Genomic DNA, 19,084 nt, shown 5'->3' with positions numbered 1-19,084 from the left:
GGTGAGTGTACCATTTAGTTGATTCGCTGGATAAGAGCCTGACTATGCTCATAGGTGAGTGTAAAGGCCTGACCTTCCCTTAGTTCGTCCTGCCGATCGAGGGGGACCTCAAGCTCGCGCAGCTGCTCATCTACCAGAGCTGTCACTAGTATATGGTCGGGAAATACCTGGGAGGATATAACTTCTCCATAGAGTACCAATGCAGCCCTGGGCAGGGATTGTGAGGTAAAACAAACTGCTGGAGAGCCTTGGCCCACAACTTGTCCGTGATCGAGTTGAACGACCCGGTCAGCCATTCTAAAAATCTCGCCTAAATGGTGGGTAACCATGATCAAGGTAAAGCCCTGCTCTCGTTGAAGCTCAAGAATTAGTCCTTGAAGACTCAGCCGCATAGCCGAGTCTAAGGCAGAAAGTGCCTCATCTAATAGGAGTAAAACGGGCTTTCGTACCAGGGCTCTAGCCAGTGCTACCCGTTGTTGCTGTCCTCCCGAAAGTTGATCAGGTTTGCGGCCGGCCAGCTCCATTAAACCAATACGTTCAAGCAGCATGTCAACCACTTTCGTATCCTGACCATTACGGAGCCCGTAACTTAGGTTTTCATATACTGTTAAATGAGGGAATAGGGCATAATCCTGAAAAACGAAACCTATATTTCTTCCTTGTGGGGGAATGGAAATTCCATTTTGTGTATCCAGCCAGCAATTATCACCTACGGTAATTTTACCCGCCTGAGGAATGGAAAGTCCAGCAATTTGCCTTAAAATAGTAGTTTTTCCCGCACCTGAGGGGCCAGTAATGGCCAGTCGGCTACCCATAGGAATATATAGGGATATATCCATGGGAAGCCTTCCTGATGCTGTTTGAAGACTATGGTGCAAGCTGATTTCAATTTGTTTTTCGGACACGTAACAGGCGATTGTTTACCGAATATACCAATAATAGTATAACGAATGTAACTGCGAATAGAACCATGGCGTATTGGTTGGCTAGAGGATAATTCAAGGCCTCTACCTCGTTATATATGGCAACAGAGGCAACTTTAGTGACACCGGGAATATTTCCGCCGATCATCAGTACCACACCAAATTCACCAACTGTATGGGCGAAGGTGAGGATAAAAGCTGTCAACAATGCCGGCTTGCTATTGGGCAGTAGTATTTTGAAAAAGGTCTCTATTTTATTTTTACCTAAGGTATAGGATGCATCCACCAAAGAAGCCGGAACAGCCTGTAATCCGGCCCGAATGGGATAGACCATGAAGGGCAGGCTGTAGATCAGGGAAGCAACTACCAAGCCTGGAAAGGAAAAAACGAGGCGCAAACCCAATACCTGGTCCATCCAATGGCCGAACCAATAGGAGGGGCTAAATGCGAGTAGTAGGTAAAAACCGATTACGGAAGGAGGTAGGACTAGGGGCATACCAATAAGGGCCTCTACAATCCCTCTTGCTTTAAATCTGCCAAAGGCGAGCCAATAAGATATCGGCAGAGCCAGCACAAAAAGAATAATTGAGGTAATGCTAGCAAGCTTGAAGGTAAGCCAGAGTGGTTCCCAGTCCATCATAAGCACTCGTTTGAAAATGAAGTTCTGCTGCAATTTACCTTATCGATACCCATATTTTTTGAATATTTCCTTTGCTTTAGTAGAGTAAAGAAATGTATAAAAAGCTTCACTACCAGCCTTCTTGGGCGAATTGGCGCTGTGACGTAGCAGAATGGCCGACTGTAGGATGGGAGCGTATAAACTGCTATCTACCTCCATATAACTTCCTTGGCCTTTCAGCTCATTAGAGAGTACGATGGATAAGGCATTAAAACCCAGGTCCACCGATCCTGAACTAATATATTGTGCCGTTTGGGCGATACTTTCTCCATATACCAATTTGCTTTCAACAGCCTGATGGAGTCCTAGTTTCTTAAGTACATCCACAGTCGCTCTGCCATAGGGAGCAGTTTGCGGATTGGGGAGAGCGATCTTTCTTATACGGTCTTCCTTTAATATTTCCCAGTCCATCTGCTCCATATTTAGATTTTTGCTCCATATCACCAGTCTGCCTTGGGCATATACCTTTGGCTCACGGTCCGATCCCCCTTGTTTATATATCTCAAGCGGGTATTTTTCGTCGGCTGAAACAAAGACGTCAAATGGTGCTCCTTCTCTGATTTGAGCCGTAAGCTTACCGGAAGATCCCACAACGATTTGCACTTTATGGCCAGTTTGTCTTTCAAATTCCTTTTTGATGTCCTCCATTACAAACTGTACGTTGGCTGCCGTAGCGATCATCAGTTCTTCGCTAGGTTTGGTGCATCCAATTAAAAGGCCCATCAGGCCTAGTACGATCCATTTAATATTCATTTTGCTAAGTTACTGGAATTTGAAATTAATGTCTTCCCGGTAGTTTTTAAATTGCTCAAATTTATAAACGATTAAATTATGTCTGGGCAATGATAATCAATTATGTAAGGTATGCCCATGGTTGCCTATAAATATCGTAAATTTGCCCTTCATTTTTGACGGCCCTTGTGGCCACTAAATATTATATCATTCAATGATCATTGAGACTGCGTTACGGACCCGGCAGACATCCGAATATTATTTTTCGGTAAAACTGGCCGAGGTACGCAATTTGATTGCAAAAGGAAACGATGTGATTAACCTAGGAATAGGTAATCCCGACATGATGCCATCTGGACAGACCGTTCAGGCTTTGGCGAGTGCAGCCCAACAACCTCAGGCGCACGGTTATCAATCGTATATCGGTACCCCTTCTTATCGGGAGGCTATTGCATCTTATTATTATCGTACCTATGGTGTAACCCTTAATCCGGTCTCTGATATTCTTCCTTTGATAGGCTCAAAAGAAGGAATTACGCATATATCACTTACATTCCTAGATCCAGGCGATGAGGTGCTCGTTCCCGAACTGGGCTACCCGGCGTACAGGGCAGTAAGCCAGATGGTGGGCGCAGTTGTTAAGGAATATCCCTTGTTGGAACATGAAGGATGGCAACCTGATTGGGAGAAAATGGAAGCCATGATTGGGCCTAAAACCAAGATTATGTGGATGAACTATCCACATATGCCTACAGGTGCACCAGCCACAGTAAGTCTATTTAAAAAGGCTGTTGCCTTCGCTCAAAAGCATAAAATTCTGCTATGCCATGATAATCCTTATAGTTTGGTACTGAATAAAAAGGAACCGATTAGCCTATTATCGATATCTGGCGCAAAAGAGGTGGCTATTGAGCTTAACTCTATGAGCAAGTCGCATAATATGGCCGGCTGGCGTATGGGTTGGTTGGCGGCAGACAAGAGTTATATAGATGCAGTGCTTAAGATAAAGAGTAATGTAGATTCTGGAATGTTCTGGGCTCTGCAGGAAGCGGCTATTGCAGCCTTAGGTAACGATCAGGAATGGCACGATAGTCGCAATGCAGTATACCAGGGTAGGTTAGATGCCGCCGAGGCTTTTTTGTCCGCACTGGGATGCACCTGGGACAAAAGCCAGGAAGGCATGTTTCTCTGGGGAAAACTGCCAGATACGGTTGCCTCGGCCGAGGCCCTGGTCAACGAACTCTTGGTAGAGAAGCACGTTTTTATCGCTCCCGGATTTATTTTTGGTCCAAAGGGCCAGCGATATATACGGCTATCGCTTTGCATGCCCAAAGAACGTATTTGGGAGGCTGTAGCCCGGCTTCAGAGCTAATAGCTAGGTGGCCTACTGCCCCTGCTGTTTATTTTTTTACAATGATTTTTCAATCTTATGATTATAAGTATAATAGGTGTAGGCCTTTTGGGTGGATCATTTGCCCTATCCCTACGAAAAAAATACCCACTGGTGAAATTTGTCGGCGTAGACACTTCAGTGGTCAATCAGAAAATAGCCTTAGCCAAAGGTATTGTCGATGAAATGGTCAGCCTTGAGGAGGCCTTAAAAATTTCAGAATTAAATGTGTTGGCTACTCCAGTCGATGCCATTAAGAATTTGTTGCCAGCCATGCTGGACCAACTTCCCGAAGGCCGTACGATTATGGATCTGGGCTCTACCAAAGAGCTGGTGTGCGAACTGGTAGACCAGCACCCTAAAAGATCACAATTCGTGGCAGTGCATCCTATGGCTGGAACGGAAAATTCGGGCCCGGGAGCTGCTTTTGCAGAGTTGTTAACCAATAAAAATGTGATCATATGTGACCGGAATAAATGTGATCGGGATTGTTTGATGCTCGTGGAAACATTCCTCCGTGATGTAGGTATGAAAATCCACTATATGAGCCCTAAGGAACATGATCTGCACCTGGCCTATGTTTCTCATCTGAGCCATATCAGTTCTTTTGCTCTTGGACTTACTGTATTGGACAAGGAAAGGGATGAAAAAGCGATCTTTGATATGGCCAGTACCGGATTTTCTTCCACGGTACGTCTCGCCAAAAGCTCCCCGCAGATGTGGGCGCCCATTTTTGCTCAAAATCAAAAAAATGTTTCTAAAGCATTAGGGGACTATATAGCCCTTTTGAAAAAGTTTAAAACCGCCATAGATCAGGGGGAAACGGAAATAAGCTTGGACTATATGACCAAGGCCAATGATATTGGCCGAATTCTGGCAGGGATCGAAAAAAAATAAGGAAACGGGGGCAGGAGAACAAGGATTCTTCTGCCTCTTTTACTTGATAGATCCACTTTTAAGTATTTAGAATAACCTTAGGCTGTTGCCTGCCGCAGGTCTTATAAGCCCATGATTTTAAAATTGCAAAGGGGTGGGGGGGGCGTGTGTAATTTTACATATAATATAATTATAGTTCAAGATAATGGGGAGTTTACCGCTATTTGCATTAATAATTATGTAAATTAGGGAATCAACTAAAATCCAATTCTTCCCTATGTTTTTTCTAACCATTGGAATTCTCCTCTTTATTACCGGTCTGGTACTGCAAAATTCCGATCGTAATATTTCTCAATATACCCGTTATGCAAAAATCCTGGGTGTTGCTCTGGCAGTAATCGGTGTGCTATCTGCCAGCATCCGGCAGATAGATTCCGGTACTATTGGAGTTCAGTCCCTGTTTGGAAAGGTCAGCGACGACGTCTTAGTGAATGGTCTGAACTTCGTTAATCCCTTGGTGACCGTAGCAATTTTCGATACGAAGACGCAAAACTACACGATGGCCGCTGTTGCTTCAGAGGGAGAGCTCAAAGGTGACGATGCTATCAGAGTGCTATCTGCCGATGGCTTGGAAGTGGTCATCGATCTTACCGTCCTTTATAAGGTACTGCCTTCCAGCGCCCCTTCCATCTTCAAGGATATTGGGGTGGATTATAAGGACAAAATTGTGCGCCCGGTCACCCGCACTCGTATTCGCGACAATGCAGTTTATTATGATGCGGTGTCGCTGTACTCTAAACGACGTGATGAATTTCAGGATCGGATTTACAAATCCATTGATAAGGATTTTAAAGACCGCGGCCTTATACTGGAGCAATTACTCATTCGAAATATTAATCTGCCCGAGTCAGTAAAAAAGAGCATCGAATCTAAAATTAATGCCGAGCAGGACGCCCAGAAAATGGAGTTTGTACTCCAGAAAGAAAAGCAGGAGGCAGAAAGAATGCGGGTAGAAGCGAAGGGTATAGCCGATTATCAGACAATTATTGCCCAAAGTCTGACAGACAGACAGCTGCAATATGAGATGATAAATGCGCAAAAGGAACTGGCCAAGTCTCCAAATGCCAAAATTGTGATTATGGGAGGCAAAGCGAACATGCCCCTGATACTTAACTAGCCCGGGGTCTATAAACCATAAAATTACAGGCTATCTCATTGACGAGATAGCCTGAATTATTTGATGTCCTTACTCTTCAATCTGAATATCATAAGTGTAACTTCCTTTTTTAGAGACCTTTTTTGCTGTAAGGCTGATCCTGTAGAGCTGTTCACCCCAGACTCTAGATAAGCGGGGGTCGGGTAGAGATACTGTTTCAAGGCTACTTAAAAACATTTTGGAATCATAATTCATTATCACCGTTTTTCCCTCTACAAACAACTGAATTTTGCCTTCTTGAGAGAGATCAGGCTTCTGCCATACTAAGAAGTTGATTTTATTCGGGGTTTTTATTTCTTTCAGTTCGTAGCGTTCCGAGATTTTTAGTCCGCCTTTGGAAGCCAGGGTATAGGTTCGCTGCCAGGTATTTACCGCCGCAGCATCGGGATATGCGCCGGCAAGGTCTAGGCTAAATTGCTTCTTTTTAGGATCAAAACTAACTGATTTAGACCTGTACTGTGCCCCTGCCTTTTGAGAAACGCCATTAATCTGTGGGAGATTATGGTAGTCGCTCTGCATGGTCCAGATTGTGTAGCGTTCACCACTAAAGGTTTGCCGGGTATAAGTACCTACTCCGGCATCGACAAATACGGGTGTCTCGTCTAAATAGAGAGAGAAGGTACCCATATCGTTATGGTTGTGACTCTCCGCATTAAAACCTCCTTTACTGGCAAAAAATAGCCCTGATTTATTTTTCATATAGAGAAATTCAGTTTCAGGATACCATATCGACTCATAGTCAGGCAGAGCGGCAGAGATAGCCGATAGGTCTGTTTTGTATCTCATTTCTTCGAGTGCCCTAAATAAATCGCGACCAATTGTAAGGTGAGCGTCTTTTTGCTTTTCGGCCATATAAGCACCAAATTGCATCATTTTAAAGCTATTAACTGCCTTTCCATATCGGTAGATCAGATGGCCGTCGCCACCCCCTTTTGCCGAAGCATCGGCAAAATTTACAACCCAACCATTGCCTACATATGAATTGGCTATGTATTCGCCCAGATTTTTGATCAGAGGTTGGTCGAATATGGATACTTTTCCATTGGTAGCATAGCTCAGTGCCTGCAGATAATCATACATTTTCCCGGCCGCATGTCCCCAGTAGGACGGCCCTTCTTCGCAGGCTCCGTCGTCATGATTGTGATTGATGAACTGATCGACTGAGACCATGGTACGGTGGATGCCTTGGGCTCTTTTTTCTGGGTCATTCTCCATAAGCATGAAAGTGGTCAGGACATTGAAATTACACCAGGGATTCCAATTGTTAACGTTACCGCCAGGCTTCAAATCGATAGCCTGCCACCAGAAATCATCCCGGTTCATATAGGGTTGGAGGATTCTTTTTTCAATATTATGGCGAAGATTGGCAGCAATACTTGGGTCCACTTTATCAAATTCTTCTTTGAAATAATAATGCACCCAAGATAAGAGTGAGCCCATATCCCCAGCAGCGAGATCGATGACGTGCTCCTGGAAGTCGGGGAGGGCACGCTTATTATGCTGAGCAGAAATTAGATGGGCTGAAGCAGCCCAAGAGGTCATTTCGGAAAATACCCATACGCCATTAATGATCTGATTAATAAACCGGCCCTTTCCCTCACAGAGCTCAGCCATTACCAAGCTGCTCAGTGCAGAGCTGTTGGCTGAATAAGGGGATTCCATGATGGTTCGGGAGCCACTTTTTTCAAATTCAAGATAGTCGGTGGCTTTTATTAAGCGCCATTCAAAATCCAAATATTGAGCTCCTTTGGCAATTTGTTCGACTCGGTAGGAGCCTGCTAACTTTTCCCAGCCAGTCCTGTCGGAGTAGGCAGGGTAAGGTACCCATTCTTGTCCGGGAATTAGAGCGGCTTTTAAGGTGGCTAGATTAGCGGCTTTTTGTAAGAGGTCACGCTTTTCTTTGGCATAAGCAGTATTGATTAAAATCAATAGTACGACAAGGGAAGAGATGATTTTTCTCATAACGAATTTGGGTTTAGTGAGGCTCATCCAATAGGAGCAGCCATAGATTATATGAGCATGGAGGTAAATTCAAGTAAAAAGGAGGTGCCTATATGGAATCTCCTGAGGTGATTTCTGAAGTAAATAAAAAACTTCTTTTTTCTTACACAGGACATAGTCCATTCTCCAGGGACACTCAGGAAACTATCTATATATTTTTCATCTTTCATTCTATAGTCCAAATACCCCCACTACGCGTGCACTTTGGTAGTGGTCAGTAAGTTGTTATGTGGTTTGTCGAAATCGAAATGGTCCTCTTCATTGAAAATAATGGGCTGACCTTTGTATGCAAAACTTTCCCGTAGCATATCTACCATTTCTGCTATTCGCTTGGGTTGCCTGACTCCGTTGCCATGCAGGAGCAAGAAGTCGGAAACAGTCAGCACATGAGCTGCAGGAATGGAGTTGCCAGAAAAACTTGTAGAAACCAATAACCTTTTGTTTTTACGTTTTATCGGTTTCGCCAAATCGATCAGTCCATCGGTATTTTCAGGTTGAAGTATGAGGTGTGATGGGCAATTGATATTGCGGACGTCGAATATACCATGTACCATACGGGAATTGGGTAGTAGCCCCTCCATGCGGAAGCCTTGGTATGAAATGCCTTTCAATAAGATTTGGCCATTGATATAAAAATCCTCTCCTTGTATGGATACGGTAGTGTGTCGCTTAACCGTCGGGGAGTTGAAATACTGTTGAGCGTAAACACTTGCGGTTAGTACCCATAGAAATAGCATTAGCCTTTTCATGAATTATTCTGATTGTTAAAATATTTGCGCTTTTTACCAAAAGCTGGTTACCTGCTGTTTCTATCGTAAGCATTCTGGAATATATCTAGTTCTGGGGTTAATGAGTGCGTAACATCAATCCTAAAACTTGGGGGTAAGGGCTTTCATAGGCATCAACTGGATGCGTATCAGATCGAAGGCCATATCCCTTTAGGCCACTCAGGTGACTTTGGCTTATATTCTAGTGGGCGAGCCAGGGAGCTCATTAGAAATTAACCAAGGCGCATTACCCTTAATCGGATAGGATCTTGCTACAAGCGCAGCAATCAGTATAGTATGGGCGAACCGTCCTTTTACTATCTGTTAAGCCAATCTGCCAAGCCACATCCCGCACTGTTTCTGATCCTGCAGACTGTGCTAGAGGCTACACCTGGATTGGTTTAAAATCAAGAAAACGAATTGATAAAATCTGCCTGGTCTTTCTATAAATCAGGAGATTCACCTTAAACCCATCTTATGAAATACTTTCAATATCCATTGCCCGGTAATCATCCATTTATTTTATACCTGATAGTCCTGGTCTGCACGAGTGCGTCCCATGGATTAATCGCACAGAATTTAGCTTCGGAACCTCTGAAAACAGTAGAAGGGTATAAAGGAATATGGTTCACGCTTGGCCAGTTTTCTGAATATGGTGATAAGTATTCAGGAGGGCTGGGAACCTATACCGCCAAGCATAACCCACTGGCTATTTATGCTCCCGCCGTCAATAAAACTTTTTTTGTTTATGGAGGTACGCGTAATGCTAAGGAGCGTCACCTGCTTTGTATGATCGGGAGCTTCGACCATGCCAGTCAGAAGGTATCTAAGCCAGTGGTTGTATATGATAAGAATGGTGTAGACGACCCTCACGATAACCCTAGTCTGGCCTTGGATCAGGACGGATTTCTGTGGGTGTTTGTGAGTGGCCGCGGCAAAACTCGGCCCGGTATGAAATATAGAAGTCTGAAGCCCTACAGTACCGAGGGGTTCGAGAAAATTAGTGAAGAAGAAATGACCTACCCGCAACCAAAATACGTGCCGGGCAAGGGCTTTATTCATTTCTTTACCAAATATTCGGGTGTTAGAGAATTATACTTTGAAACGAGTGCAGACGGAATAACCTGGACTGAAGATCAAAAATTGGCTGGTATTAAAAGAGCGGAAGATAAAAAAAGTGGCCATTATCAGGTTACAGGGCAGTATGGGGGTAAAGTGGTGACTTTTATGAATTGGCATCCCGATGGAGATGTAGACCTACGGACCAACTTATACTATCTCCAATCGACCGATATGGGGCGCACCTGGACTACGGTAGACGGTAGGCCGGTGGAAGTTCCGCTGAGTGATTACGATTCCCCGGCGCTTTTACGAGAATATTTTGGAGTAAAGAAAAATGTTTATGTTAAAGATGTAGACTTCGACGAGGAGGGCAATCCTATCGCCTTATATGTTATAGGTGTCGGGCATCGGCCCGGGCCCGATAACGGTCCGCGTCAATGGATGGTTATGCATTATAATGGTAAAGACTGGAGGGAACACCAGATCACGACTTCCGACCACAACTATGACATGGGTAGCCTCTTAGTCGAAGATGGGGTATGGACGGTGGTGGCGCCTACTACCGATACCCCTCAGCGCTGGGGGGCAGGGGGAGAGCTTGTCATGTGGAAGAGTACTGATAAGGGTAAGACTTGGAAGGCCGTCAAAAACGTTACCCATAACAGTAGGTATAATCATAATTATGTCAGAAAAGTAATGAATGGTAAAGAGCCTTTTAATTATTTCTGGGCCGATGGTAACCCTGATTCCTTTACCGAATCCCGTTTGTACTTTGGTGATAAGATGGGAAATGTGTGGGAACTTCCTTACGAAATGAATGGCAACGAAGCCGATGTGAAAAAGGTACGTAGATGAAGAAACTGGGCATTCTTATTTTTTTGATATTATCTTCTGAATTCCTTTATGCCCAAGGTATGATAGATGCTATGGGGGCCCTTCTGCGTTCCGATAGTACCGAAAAGCAAATTTTTCTATGCTTTACGGGACATGATCAGGATCAAGGCTTCGGTTATGTACTGGATGTTTTAGAGAAAAGAAAAATACACGCCTCCTTTTTTCTGACCGGCGACTTCGTCAGGGGGCATCGGGAGTTGGTGGTCAATATGGCCAAACGAGGTCATTATGTGGGTGCCCATTCCGATCGACATCTGCTCTATTGTGACTGGCAGGAGCGGGGGAAACTTCTTGTAAAGCCCGATGATATCCAAAATGATATTGCAAATAATTTAGCTGAGCTTCAGACTTTGGGAATCGAAAGCCATTTTTTTATGCCTCCTTATGAATGGTATAATGAAAAGGTAGTTTTATTAGCCCAGGAATTAGGCCAAATAACGGTAAATTTCACCCCCGGCACGGGGTCGAATGCCGATTATACAACTCCGGAAATGCCTAATTATAAGTCATCCGACTGGATCATGACTAGTATTTTACAGCGGGAAGAGAAATCGGGTTTAGCGGGTTATCATATATTGATACATCCGGGAATCGACCCTCGGAGAACAGACAAGTTCTATTTGCGACTGGATGAGCTCATTGAGGAGCTGTCTCGAAGGGGGTATGGCTTCAAGCGTTTCTGAACTTTTTCCTTTTAATATATAAATTATACTTATCCCCTTGGCTAACCGGGAAGGACAAACGCTTACTACCAGGCTGGTTGAGGTAGTAAGCGTTTGTTATTAAAAAAAATCTAGTACCCGGAGCTGGCGCTGAGCGCTGTTAAACCTGCTTGACCTATCTGTCCGGCATATCGTCGGGCAGCCACAATAGTCCGGGACTGAAAGTCGTCGTAGTTAGCCGCCTCTTTACGGATACTGTTGATACGTACCGTTCCTGCAGAATGTATAAATGAACCTTCTCCCAGGTAGAGGGCTACATGGGTAACCCTGGCATTAGGGGCTTGATTTTTCCCTCCTGCAAAGAATAACAGGTCGCCAGGCTGGAGGTTTTTGAGGGCTAAATCTATGTCGAGTTCATTATCCTTGAGAATTTCGATTGGCTCACCTACCAAAACCTGCTGCGAAGCATCTCTGGGGATAATTAAACCGTTCATAAAAAAGGAAGTCTTGGTGAATCCGCTACAATCAACCCCTTTGATTGAAGTGCCTCCCCATAAATAGGGTACACCCAGCATGGTTTTGGCAATTTCAATCACTTTTTCGGGTCGTGGTTGAGCTTTTTTTAGCCATGAAGCATATTCCGTAACTTGGCTGGTGCTGATATAAGCTCTGCGCCCGTCGGGATAGGATACCTGGTAGTACCCTTTCGACTTTCCGGTTTTAACAAGTATATTCCCCATTACCAGATCAGACACCCGCTGCGACTTGTCGTTTGCGGCTGTAAAGCCATGTCCATAATCTGCCGTGAAAATCAGGCGCTCCTGTTGCCTCCATTCCTCCATTTCTTTATAGGTTTTCAGAGAAATAGCTGCAGGATCCAGCCAGGCCAGATAAGCATCCGGGGTTCGGACAAGGTAATATCCTCCTGATTTCTTTAGAATGTCTAATGGGGTACCCAAAAGGGCTTGTGTGGCCAACTCGCCGGAATGTCTAGGAGTAGAACGAAGGTTCACCACCGATAAATTGACTAACCCATACCGCTGTTCCCCCAGGGTGGTGTCGGGGAGAAGTGAGAGGGTCAGAGGCAGGTCAAGTCCTTCTGCTATTAATTTATCCTGAAATGACTTGGCAGCTGGTTTTTCTGTGGTCTCGAGCACATATTCATTCCGGTCGTTATGCTCGAGTTTAAACCAGGCAGTACGTCCATCTGGAGCAAATTCCTTTTTTACCTCGTCATAAATGATTTGCAGTCGTTTGATCTGCGTTGAGTCGGACTGCGGACGGGCTGCCAGGGACAGAGATGTCAGAAGCAACACCGCTGCTAAAATGTACGGTTTGTTATAGAAGCGCATATGGGTTAATTATATTTAATACGAAATCTAGGCAATTTGGCTAAACATCGCAACTGTACCCCCCAGTTTACGCCGATTTGTTCACTATTATAGCTTTACCTGTAAGGTAAGGAAAAAGCCTCTTCCATCCGAGGGCAGAATGCCAGGCCCGGGATAACCTGTGGCTCTCCTGGTATAATACATTTCATTGGCTAAATTATTGACCGACCCCTCTATTCTTAACTTATTCCAATCATAGGAAATGCTTAGATCGACGATCTTATAGGCTGGGATCAACCCGACCACTGAGGATACACCTCCATCCACGGCATTGGTTGCATCGGAATACTGGTCGCTAAGGTGAGTGAGCTGCATCGAACCTTTAAAATTTTTATAGCCTACCTTTATACCCGTTTTAAGATTAATCTTTGGGACAAACTCCACTTCATTGCCTTCGATACCCGGCATTTCGCTCCGCACATATTTCGATCCGATGAGGGCTAAATTAGAAAATAAGGCTACACTTAGATTTTCTTTCTCTGGGCGAAATAGTCGATAGACATCGGCTTCTACATAGGTTTCCAGCCCTGCAATCAGGGCTTGCCCCACGTTAGTACGCAAGCGGAGGACTCGGTTATTCTCGTCGTAAAACTGCACTTCGCCAATGCGATTATCGTAATTTAATAAAAATAAGCTGGCATCATAACTCAACAGGCTAGTCCCACGACTACGGAATCCTAAATCCAGCGAATACCCCTTTTCATCTTGCATTTCAGGATCGATTACCGAAGAGGGATTAGAAATCCGCATATCACTGAAGGTTATAGATCGGTAATTTTGGCTGAGGTTAGCATAAAGCTCCATGGTTGCGCTAGGTTTGAAGCTAATGCCCAATCCTGCTAATAAGAACTGCCGTTTATTCTGCCGGTATTCGTCATTTTTTGTAATGGTAATAATGTTTCCGGCCAGGTCTCTGGAGATATTTCCGTAATAGCCTTCAGCCTGGGTATTGATAAATTCGTATCTCAACCCGGGGGTGACTGACCATTGCTCTCCCAGATAGAAGATATTTTCTAGAAAAATGGAAACGTTGCGATTCGGAAATTCATAGGCGTAAGTATTAAGCTTATCGGGCTCTATAAATCGGAAATCAGCATCCTTTCCGCTACTGCCTACCCCTTGCAGACTTTGGTTGTATCCGTGATAGTATCGGCTACCTGCCAGCAATACATTGAGCTGTTTCCCCAAATAATAGCGCTTCAGATAACGCGCTTCAGCACCCCAATTTTTAAAGGCTCCCTTAATAAGGTCACGCTCCCCGTTATCATCAATGGTAGCCACCCTGTTGGGTCGGAAGCCTACGGAGTAGCGATGAGCATCCAGGCCGAATAATCGGAGGTTAAACTCCTCCATGCTGTTGAACTTATAATCGTAATGTAGGGCCAGCATATTCCATTTTACATCAAACCAGTTGCGCTCACGATTCGTTTGGCGGGGATCGCTGGCAAACATCTGATCGGAAAGTCCTCCAGGCTGTTTGGCGAGATAGCCCATTTGGGTGATGTCCAGGCCAATTGTCGCCTTCTCTGTGAGTCGATAGTCCAGGTCGGCGTAAAAAGTGTGGTTCTTAAACTGGGAGTTATCTCTCCAGCCATCGGCTTTCTTATATTGAAAGAAGGAGTAGTAACTTAACTTTCCGACCGTACCGCTAACGCTCGTAAATGCGTTATAGAAGCCATACGAACCTATGCTTTGCCGCGCCGTTAATTCCAGTTTCTTGTCTTCAACAGGCTTCCGCATTACAAAATTGATTAGTCCTCCAAACTGAGTACCATATTGTAGAGATGCCGCTCCTCGCACGATCTGAATTTTGCCCACCGCTTCAATTGGAGGGGTGTAATAACTTTCTGGATAGCCTAAGGCATCGGCACTGATATCATATCCATTCTGCCGAACGTTGAAATTAGAGGTACGGTTGGGGTCAAGGCCACGGCCACCAATGTTCAGTTGAAGGCCCCCTCCCTCGTTCTCCCATATATTCAGCCCGGCGACTTTAGCAAAAATTTGCCTTGCATTATTCGTTGAAAGGTTGGCCGTGATTTTGTCTGGATCTATTACCTCGGATTTTTTCCCCTCATAAATGGCCATATGTTCCACACCCCGTAGCCGGGACATTCCGAAACCCGTCTGCTTTTCTTTTACGGTTACCGCTTGCAGGTGCTGGTCTAGGGAGGGCAGCAGGAAAACAATCTGCTGGTCGCTCGAAAGCTGATACCGGGCAGAGACTGACTGGTACCCCATAACCGAAGTTTGAAGGCTATAACTTCCTCTGGGAAGGTTGTCGAACTGGAAGTGCCCTCTGGCATCGGTATAGGTACTTATTTTCCCGTTTAAATATATCCGGCAGGAATCTATGGTGCTGCTATCTGTCTTGGCCCGCACGACTCCGGAGAGAGTAAACTGTGCGGAAACCCGAAGGGCAAGCAACATTAATAATATGAGATTATAGACCTTTAATTTCATCTTTAAATGGTAGTATCCATGATTTTGGTTGAAAGGAGTCCGTCTCCCTAGCTAGGTCGGTAGACGGGTCGATGAGCGTTTGTCCGAGCCGGCCGTTGAGTGACACATAGGTGTCCGCGTATACTTTTGGCGCTGTAAATCCTTTTTTTGTATAAAAATCACGCAGATAATGCGCAAATTGTAGGATCAGATCGGGCTGTGTAGCCATCATTTTTTCCTGTAAGGGTGTCAAAAACGCACTATTTATTACTCTTTCGGGGGCGTGGTGGGAGTCCTGGACGGTAAATTGTACCTGTCCCGCCTTTTCCATTAGCATGACACGCCAGGAAAATCGATAGCCCTCTTCTGACCAAAAGAGTTCGTTGGGGTATAGACCGTACCGAAATGGGAAAAGGAGTTGGAAGATAAAGAAAGTCCCTACTAAGGTTAAGATCCATTTTTGATGATGAAGGGGGAATCGATAACTGTGGTCAGTATGCAACCTGGCGGGAGACAGGGATAGGGCCTTGGATAATTTGTCAAGGAGTTGGTGGTGGAAGCTGGCAGGAAAAAATAATAAGGCCGTTACCATCATAATATATGGAAACATACCTATTGGAAATAATATCGCAGTTAATCCATGAAATACTACCACAGTAAGATATGCTCCAACCCGGGTTTTCTTGTATAACAGAAAAAATACGATGGTCAGATCATAAAAGCATCCGAACCAGCTAAACAAATAGGGAATCCAGGGGAGGTTGAAAGCCTGCCCAATAAGTGGCATATCGTTGCGTGCTGGGAGCCAGATCTTCAGAGGAAGAGCGTGAAGCAGCCAGTCACTGTTTAACTTGGCCAGGCCGGCATAAAAATAAAGAATAAACACCAATAACAGTGGGGCGTGAAGGCACCAGGCTGGCATTCTTGAACAGGCCTTCTCTGGTTTGCGAAAGACATCTACCGAGAAGTAACGACCGGCCGGTAGCACTGTCATGAGCAGGGCCATGAGGCTGATGAAGTAATAATGATTCAGATAAGTGGCCTGATCCATAAGCTCTATATAGGTAAAGCTAAGGAACAGACTTAGAGCGGCCCAGCGATAATACCATCCCAAGGTAACCATAAGGCTCGATAACAGGCAAAGCCCAAAAATCAGATAAGTGGCTTGCCCCAGGGGTTTGATGAAGGAGAAACCGTAAAAACTGAAATGAAACAGGGGCTGGATATAAAGCATATCTATCCAGCCATGAAGGGCAAAACGTATCATACTGACACCGATCAATAAGCCAAAAAGGATCCTAAAGACTGCCAATGGGGCGGTCGAGGCGGATTTTTGTAAGTAGGCTAATCTGGGCCAGTAGATGTTTTGCTGCATCACAGTTCTGGATCCGGTGAAATCAATCTCCGTCGTTGTCGGTATAAGTGATGGTAATACTCATGGCCGAAGTCATATCCACCTTAAGCAATCGAACGACTTTCTGTAATTCGGCATAGGCGGTTAGCATGGCCTGGTTGTTAGTGGTGACTTCCAGATAAAAATTGTCATTTAAACCTTTCAATGCCTCATTGCTCTTTGAAAATTGGCTGTTGATTACTTCGCTTAGCAACAGCCCGCTACTCAAGTCTTTGGTGCCCAGGGCATTCAGGTAAGATTTAAGTGATGGGCCTTCCTCACTGGAATTTGCATAAACCCCATTAAAAAAGTTTACGGCTGCTTCATGAGCGCTTTGAGCAAGCTTTTTGCTCAGATCTTTTTTATAATAAGCTTCCACTTTGTCGGCCGAGGTAATCCCATTGACCAAAGCGCCGGATGGTATCCCTATTTTTCCAGATCGGATATACCGCTCATAATGGGCAATATAGCCATTAACTAATTCCCCTAACGGAGAACCGATATCCAAGCCGGTTTTGCTGACAAATTCGGTACGGTAGCTTCCGTTCCACTCACTGACTACGGTAGATAGCAACGTCTGCATTCGGCCCGTAAGCCTTCGGATATAAGCGAGTCTTTTAGCACCATCCTGACCCTTATAAGCTGCAACAATTGCAGCATCCGTGGAGCCAAGTCCATTAAGAAGATAGTCTAGTGCAGGGTAACCTTGCTTATCATAAGCATAGGGGGCCTCCAGGTTGGCATTGGCATCCTGTATATTGGCTTCTATGCCCGCTGTATTAGTTGGGTAGATATTGTGATAGTTACGAATGGCATGTCTGGAGGCTGGGCCGAAATCAAACAGCTCTACCTTTTGCCAGCTAATATAAGCCTCCTCCCAGGCAAGCCGAAAGGCTTGAAGATTTGCTATATCAGGCTGAGCGGAAAAAGCCTCCGATTTTTCCACCATTACCTCCAGCTTGGTTTTGTAGCTGGCATATGATGGAAGGATAATTTGGTCGGAGAGGTTGATCATGAGAGCCGTTCTGTTTTTGGCTGAAACATCTGGTTCAGAAGATTCACCCCCTTTTTCTGAGCAAGCTCCTAATATGAAGATGAGTCCGATCAAAAGTATGGGTAGGCAGAAGTTGACTTTTTTCATTTTAGTTTAAAAATACAAGAAGGAATGACGGGCCTAAAGCCTGCCATTCCTGTTTTTGATGTGAATACTTCAATGGTGTCTATAGTGCAAACTTCGTTTTTATTTTGTCGGACTGGGCCGTTACCGTCGCTGGAGCCAGGTCCCATACGCCATTGGGGTTGCCAATGAGCGATACCAGAATGGCATCGGAGAAAGGAGCATCTCCACCTGCTACCTTAGCATAACGTAGCGAATAAATGAATCCTAGTCCTTCAGCTAAGGGATGTACCCCTGCACCCACTGAGGTTGCGGCATTGAATTTGGCCAAATATCCAACTGCTGCAGAGGCAATAGCTTTTTCCATTTCCTTTTTGATTATATCGGCTTGTGCTTTTACCTCTGTTATGTCATTATTGACAATGGCCGCACGACCTTTCAGGAATGCTGGGTAGATCTTCGCATAACCAGCCTTATTGTATTCCCAGATATAGGAGCCAAGGCCAAATTCACTCGTAACCTTGTCGGAGTCTGTAGCTCCTTTAAGGTAGATAGGATTAAAAGTTAGCAAGCCATAAGCTTGGTCCCAATTATATTCCAGTTGGGTATAGTTCTTTCCAGAAATTTCAGTTTTATTATCTGCCTCTAAACCTTCCGCCAATAATACATTAGCGATCTGATCGTACTGAAGGGCACCAATCAGGGCTTTCTGAATGATCTGAGCAAGCTCAATACCCTTAGCATCTACCAAATACCGTCCAATTTTGCCAGGTTTTCCCATTTCGCCGGTCTGGTTTATGAACTTACTGTTTGCAGCAATCTGGCTGAATAAAGCATCGAAGTATAAGGCCGTTTCTGCCTTAGTGGCTGCATCGGCAGAAAACGCCACTGCACTCTTAATATTAAATGGACTTGCATTTACGCCTACACTATCCGGGAAGGCATTGCCTGTATTAGCAAACATATTGCTAAGGACGGTCGCACTGATTTCTTCATTGTTATTTACAGCTCCCTTGATATAATTGTCCATTGCCTGGAACATTTTTAAGCGGGCATTACCTTCCGTGAAATCGACAGTACTGGCATTACTTCCGTCTACAAATGTGGTTTTATAGTCGGTAGTAGGTGTCAGACTGCTATATTCTATTTTTGCCCGTAGGTTTGTTTCTATCGGGTCAAAATTGTTATCGTCTTTGCAGGCATAAAATGCCATGGCCGATAGTGCCAGGGTTAAATTGCGTACCGTGCGGAGTGATTTTTTCATCTTCAATTTGATTGGACTAATTATAAACAGATATCTGTTGGTTGACTTTATTCGCGATCAAAGGGCTGTCATATAACCGTTTAAAAACGTTGTTCTAAGCGCCAGGTCAGATGTCGACCTGGAATTATTTGACTTTCGAATAACGAAGGCTACGAGCCTCTTTGACGATGCGAAATAAATAAAAAATATTGATACTACGTTAATCTGTACTAATTATAAATAAGAAAACATAATTAGAGTCTTCCGGATTGATAGTTAACGTATTGATAATTAGG

The 19,084-nt window shown here is 44.6% G+C and carries 15 protein-coding genes; 5 read left to right on the top strand and 10 right to left on the bottom strand.

The genetic code is table 11. From position 1 onward, the window contains the following. Positions 1-14: 14 nt before the first annotated feature. The 3 genes from X939_RS0117935 to modA are packed head-to-tail and all read right to left on the bottom strand — an operon-like array spanning position 15 to position 2,355. Positions 15-905: an ABC transporter ATP-binding protein gene (locus tag X939_RS0117935; RefSeq protein ID WP_229236094.1), complete on the bottom strand. Its 891-nt coding sequence runs from the start codon at positions 903-905 to the stop codon at positions 15-17. Next, positions 886-1,560, bottom strand: coding sequence for a molybdate ABC transporter permease subunit (gene modB / locus X939_RS0117930; protein ID WP_025764663.1), 675 nt, complete (start codon positions 1,558-1,560; stop codon positions 886-888). Before modB ends, X939_RS0117935 begins: the two co-directional genes overlap by 20 nt. Before the next feature lie 42 nt (positions 1,561-1,602). Beyond that, on the bottom strand, positions 1,603-2,355 hold the full coding sequence (gene modA / locus X939_RS0117925) for a molybdate ABC transporter substrate-binding protein (RefSeq protein WP_025764662.1): 753 nt from the start codon (positions 2,353-2,355) through the stop codon (positions 1,603-1,605). Positions 2,356-2,548: 193 nt separating this feature from the next. Here modA and X939_RS0117920 point away from each other — a divergent pair, with 193 nt between their 5' ends. The 3 genes from X939_RS0117920 (at position 2,549) to X939_RS0117910 (ending at position 5,777) form a co-directional block, all read left to right on the top strand. Then, positions 2,549-3,706 (top strand): pyridoxal phosphate-dependent aminotransferase, encoded by a 1,158-nt coding sequence (locus X939_RS0117920; RefSeq protein WP_025764661.1) that lies wholly within the window; start codon positions 2,549-2,551, stop codon positions 3,704-3,706. Positions 3,707-3,763: 57 nt separating this feature from the next. After that, positions 3,764-4,621, top strand: coding sequence for a prephenate dehydrogenase (locus X939_RS0117915; protein WP_025764660.1), 858 nt, complete (start codon positions 3,764-3,766; stop codon positions 4,619-4,621). A gap of 256 nt (positions 4,622-4,877) precedes the next feature. Further along, positions 4,878-5,777: a prohibitin family protein gene (locus X939_RS0117910; RefSeq protein ID WP_025764659.1), complete on the top strand. Its 900-nt coding sequence runs from the start codon at positions 4,878-4,880 to the stop codon at positions 5,775-5,777. 69 nt (positions 5,778-5,846) lie between these two features. Here X939_RS0117910 and X939_RS0117905 read toward each other — a convergent pair whose 3' ends face one another. Together X939_RS0117905 and X939_RS0117900 are read right to left on the bottom strand one after the other, a co-directional pair. After that, entirely contained in the window at positions 5,847-7,778 is a 1,932-nt protein-coding gene (locus X939_RS0117905; protein ID WP_025764658.1) for a heparinase II/III domain-containing protein, read from the bottom strand. 230 nt (positions 7,779-8,008) lie between these two features. Further along, entirely contained in the window at positions 8,009-8,566 is a 558-nt protein-coding gene (locus X939_RS0117900; protein ID WP_198034449.1) for a hypothetical protein, read from the bottom strand. Between the two features lie 495 nt (positions 8,567-9,061). Here X939_RS0117900 and X939_RS0117895 point away from each other — a divergent pair, with 495 nt between their 5' ends. Continuing rightward, positions 9,062-10,501 carry a BNR-4 repeat-containing protein gene (locus X939_RS0117895; RefSeq protein ID WP_025764656.1) on the top strand — a complete coding sequence of 480 codons (1,440 nt, stop codon included), beginning with the start codon at positions 9,062-9,064 and terminating at the stop codon, positions 10,499-10,501. Continuing rightward, positions 10,498-11,223 (top strand): polysaccharide deacetylase family protein, encoded by a 726-nt coding sequence (locus X939_RS0117890; protein WP_025764655.1) that lies wholly within the window; start codon positions 10,498-10,500, stop codon positions 11,221-11,223. Before X939_RS0117895 ends, X939_RS0117890 begins: the two co-directional genes overlap by 4 nt. 110 nt (positions 11,224-11,333) lie before the next feature. On the opposite strand, the gene X939_RS0117885 is transcribed toward X939_RS0117890, so the two are convergent. The 5 genes from X939_RS0117885 to X939_RS0117865 form a co-directional block, all read right to left on the bottom strand. Then, positions 11,334-12,554 carry a C40 family peptidase gene (locus X939_RS0117885; protein WP_025764654.1) on the bottom strand — a complete coding sequence of 407 codons (1,221 nt, stop codon included), beginning with the start codon at positions 12,552-12,554 and terminating at the stop codon, positions 11,334-11,336. A gap of 87 nt (positions 12,555-12,641) precedes the next feature. Beyond that, positions 12,642-15,056, bottom strand: coding sequence for a TonB-dependent receptor domain-containing protein (locus tag X939_RS0117880; protein WP_025764653.1), 2,415 nt, complete (start codon positions 15,054-15,056; stop codon positions 12,642-12,644). Beyond that, on the bottom strand, positions 15,037-16,410 hold the full coding sequence (locus X939_RS0117875; protein WP_025764652.1) for an HTTM domain-containing protein: 1,374 nt from the start codon (positions 16,408-16,410) through the stop codon (positions 15,037-15,039). Before X939_RS0117875 ends, X939_RS0117880 begins: the two co-directional genes overlap by 20 nt. Before the next feature lie 22 nt (positions 16,411-16,432). Continuing rightward, positions 16,433-17,569 carry an imelysin family protein gene (locus X939_RS0117870; protein WP_025764651.1) on the bottom strand — a complete coding sequence of 379 codons (1,137 nt, stop codon included), beginning with the start codon at positions 17,567-17,569 and terminating at the stop codon, positions 16,433-16,435. Positions 17,570-17,648: 79 nt separating this feature from the next. Further along, positions 17,649-18,809: a DUF4856 domain-containing protein gene (locus X939_RS0117865; protein WP_025764650.1), complete on the bottom strand. Its 1,161-nt coding sequence runs from the start codon at positions 18,807-18,809 to the stop codon at positions 17,649-17,651. Positions 18,810-19,084 lie beyond the last annotated feature (275 nt).

The sequence above is a fragment of the Dyadobacter tibetensis Y620-1 genome, from assembly GCF_000566685.1.
In the GTDB taxonomy this organism is placed as follows: Bacteria; Bacteroidota; Bacteroidia; order Cytophagales; family Spirosomataceae; genus Dyadobacter; species Dyadobacter tibetensis.
Note: the sequence above shows the minus strand (reverse complement) of the source record. Positions and strands in the feature narration are given on the sequence as shown.

Bases quoted from the DNA above. Each gene is read 5' to 3' on its own strand.
- modB (WP_025764663.1), bottom strand. From the start codon at position 1,560: ATGGACTGGGAACCACTCTGGCTTACCTTCAAGCTTGCTAGCATTACC.
- X939_RS0117910 (WP_025764659.1), top strand. From the start codon at position 4,878: ATGTTTTTTCTAACCATTGGAATTCTCCTCTTTATTACCGGTCTGGTA.
- modA (WP_025764662.1), bottom strand. From the start codon at position 2,355: ATGAATATTAAATGGATCGTACTAGGCCTGATGGGCCTTTTAATTGGA.
- X939_RS0117920 (WP_025764661.1), top strand. From the start codon at position 2,549: ATGATCATTGAGACTGCGTTACGGACCCGGCAGACATCCGAATATTAT.
- X939_RS0117875 (WP_025764652.1), bottom strand. From the start codon at position 16,410: ATGCAGCAAAACATCTACTGGCCCAGATTAGCCTACTTACAAAAATCC.
- X939_RS0117865 (WP_025764650.1), bottom strand. From the start codon at position 18,809: ATGAAAAAATCACTCCGCACGGTACGCAATTTAACCCTGGCACTATCG.
- X939_RS0117900 (WP_198034449.1), bottom strand. From the start codon at position 8,566: ATGAAAAGGCTAATGCTATTTCTATGGGTACTAACCGCAAGTGTTTAC.
- X939_RS0117885 (WP_025764654.1), bottom strand. From the start codon at position 12,554: ATGCGCTTCTATAACAAACCGTACATTTTAGCAGCGGTGTTGCTTCTG.
- X939_RS0117890 (WP_025764655.1), top strand. From the start codon at position 10,498: ATGAAGAAACTGGGCATTCTTATTTTTTTGATATTATCTTCTGAATTC.
- X939_RS0117870 (WP_025764651.1), bottom strand. From the start codon at position 17,569: ATGAAAAAAGTCAACTTCTGCCTACCCATACTTTTGATCGGACTCATC.
- X939_RS0117905 (WP_025764658.1), bottom strand. From the start codon at position 7,778: ATGAGAAAAATCATCTCTTCCCTTGTCGTACTATTGATTTTAATCAAT.
- X939_RS0117895 (WP_025764656.1), top strand. From the start codon at position 9,062: ATGAAATACTTTCAATATCCATTGCCCGGTAATCATCCATTTATTTTA.
- X939_RS0117880 (WP_025764653.1), bottom strand. From the start codon at position 15,056: ATGAAATTAAAGGTCTATAATCTCATATTATTAATGTTGCTTGCCCTT.
- X939_RS0117915 (WP_025764660.1), top strand. From the start codon at position 3,764: ATGATTATAAGTATAATAGGTGTAGGCCTTTTGGGTGGATCATTTGCC.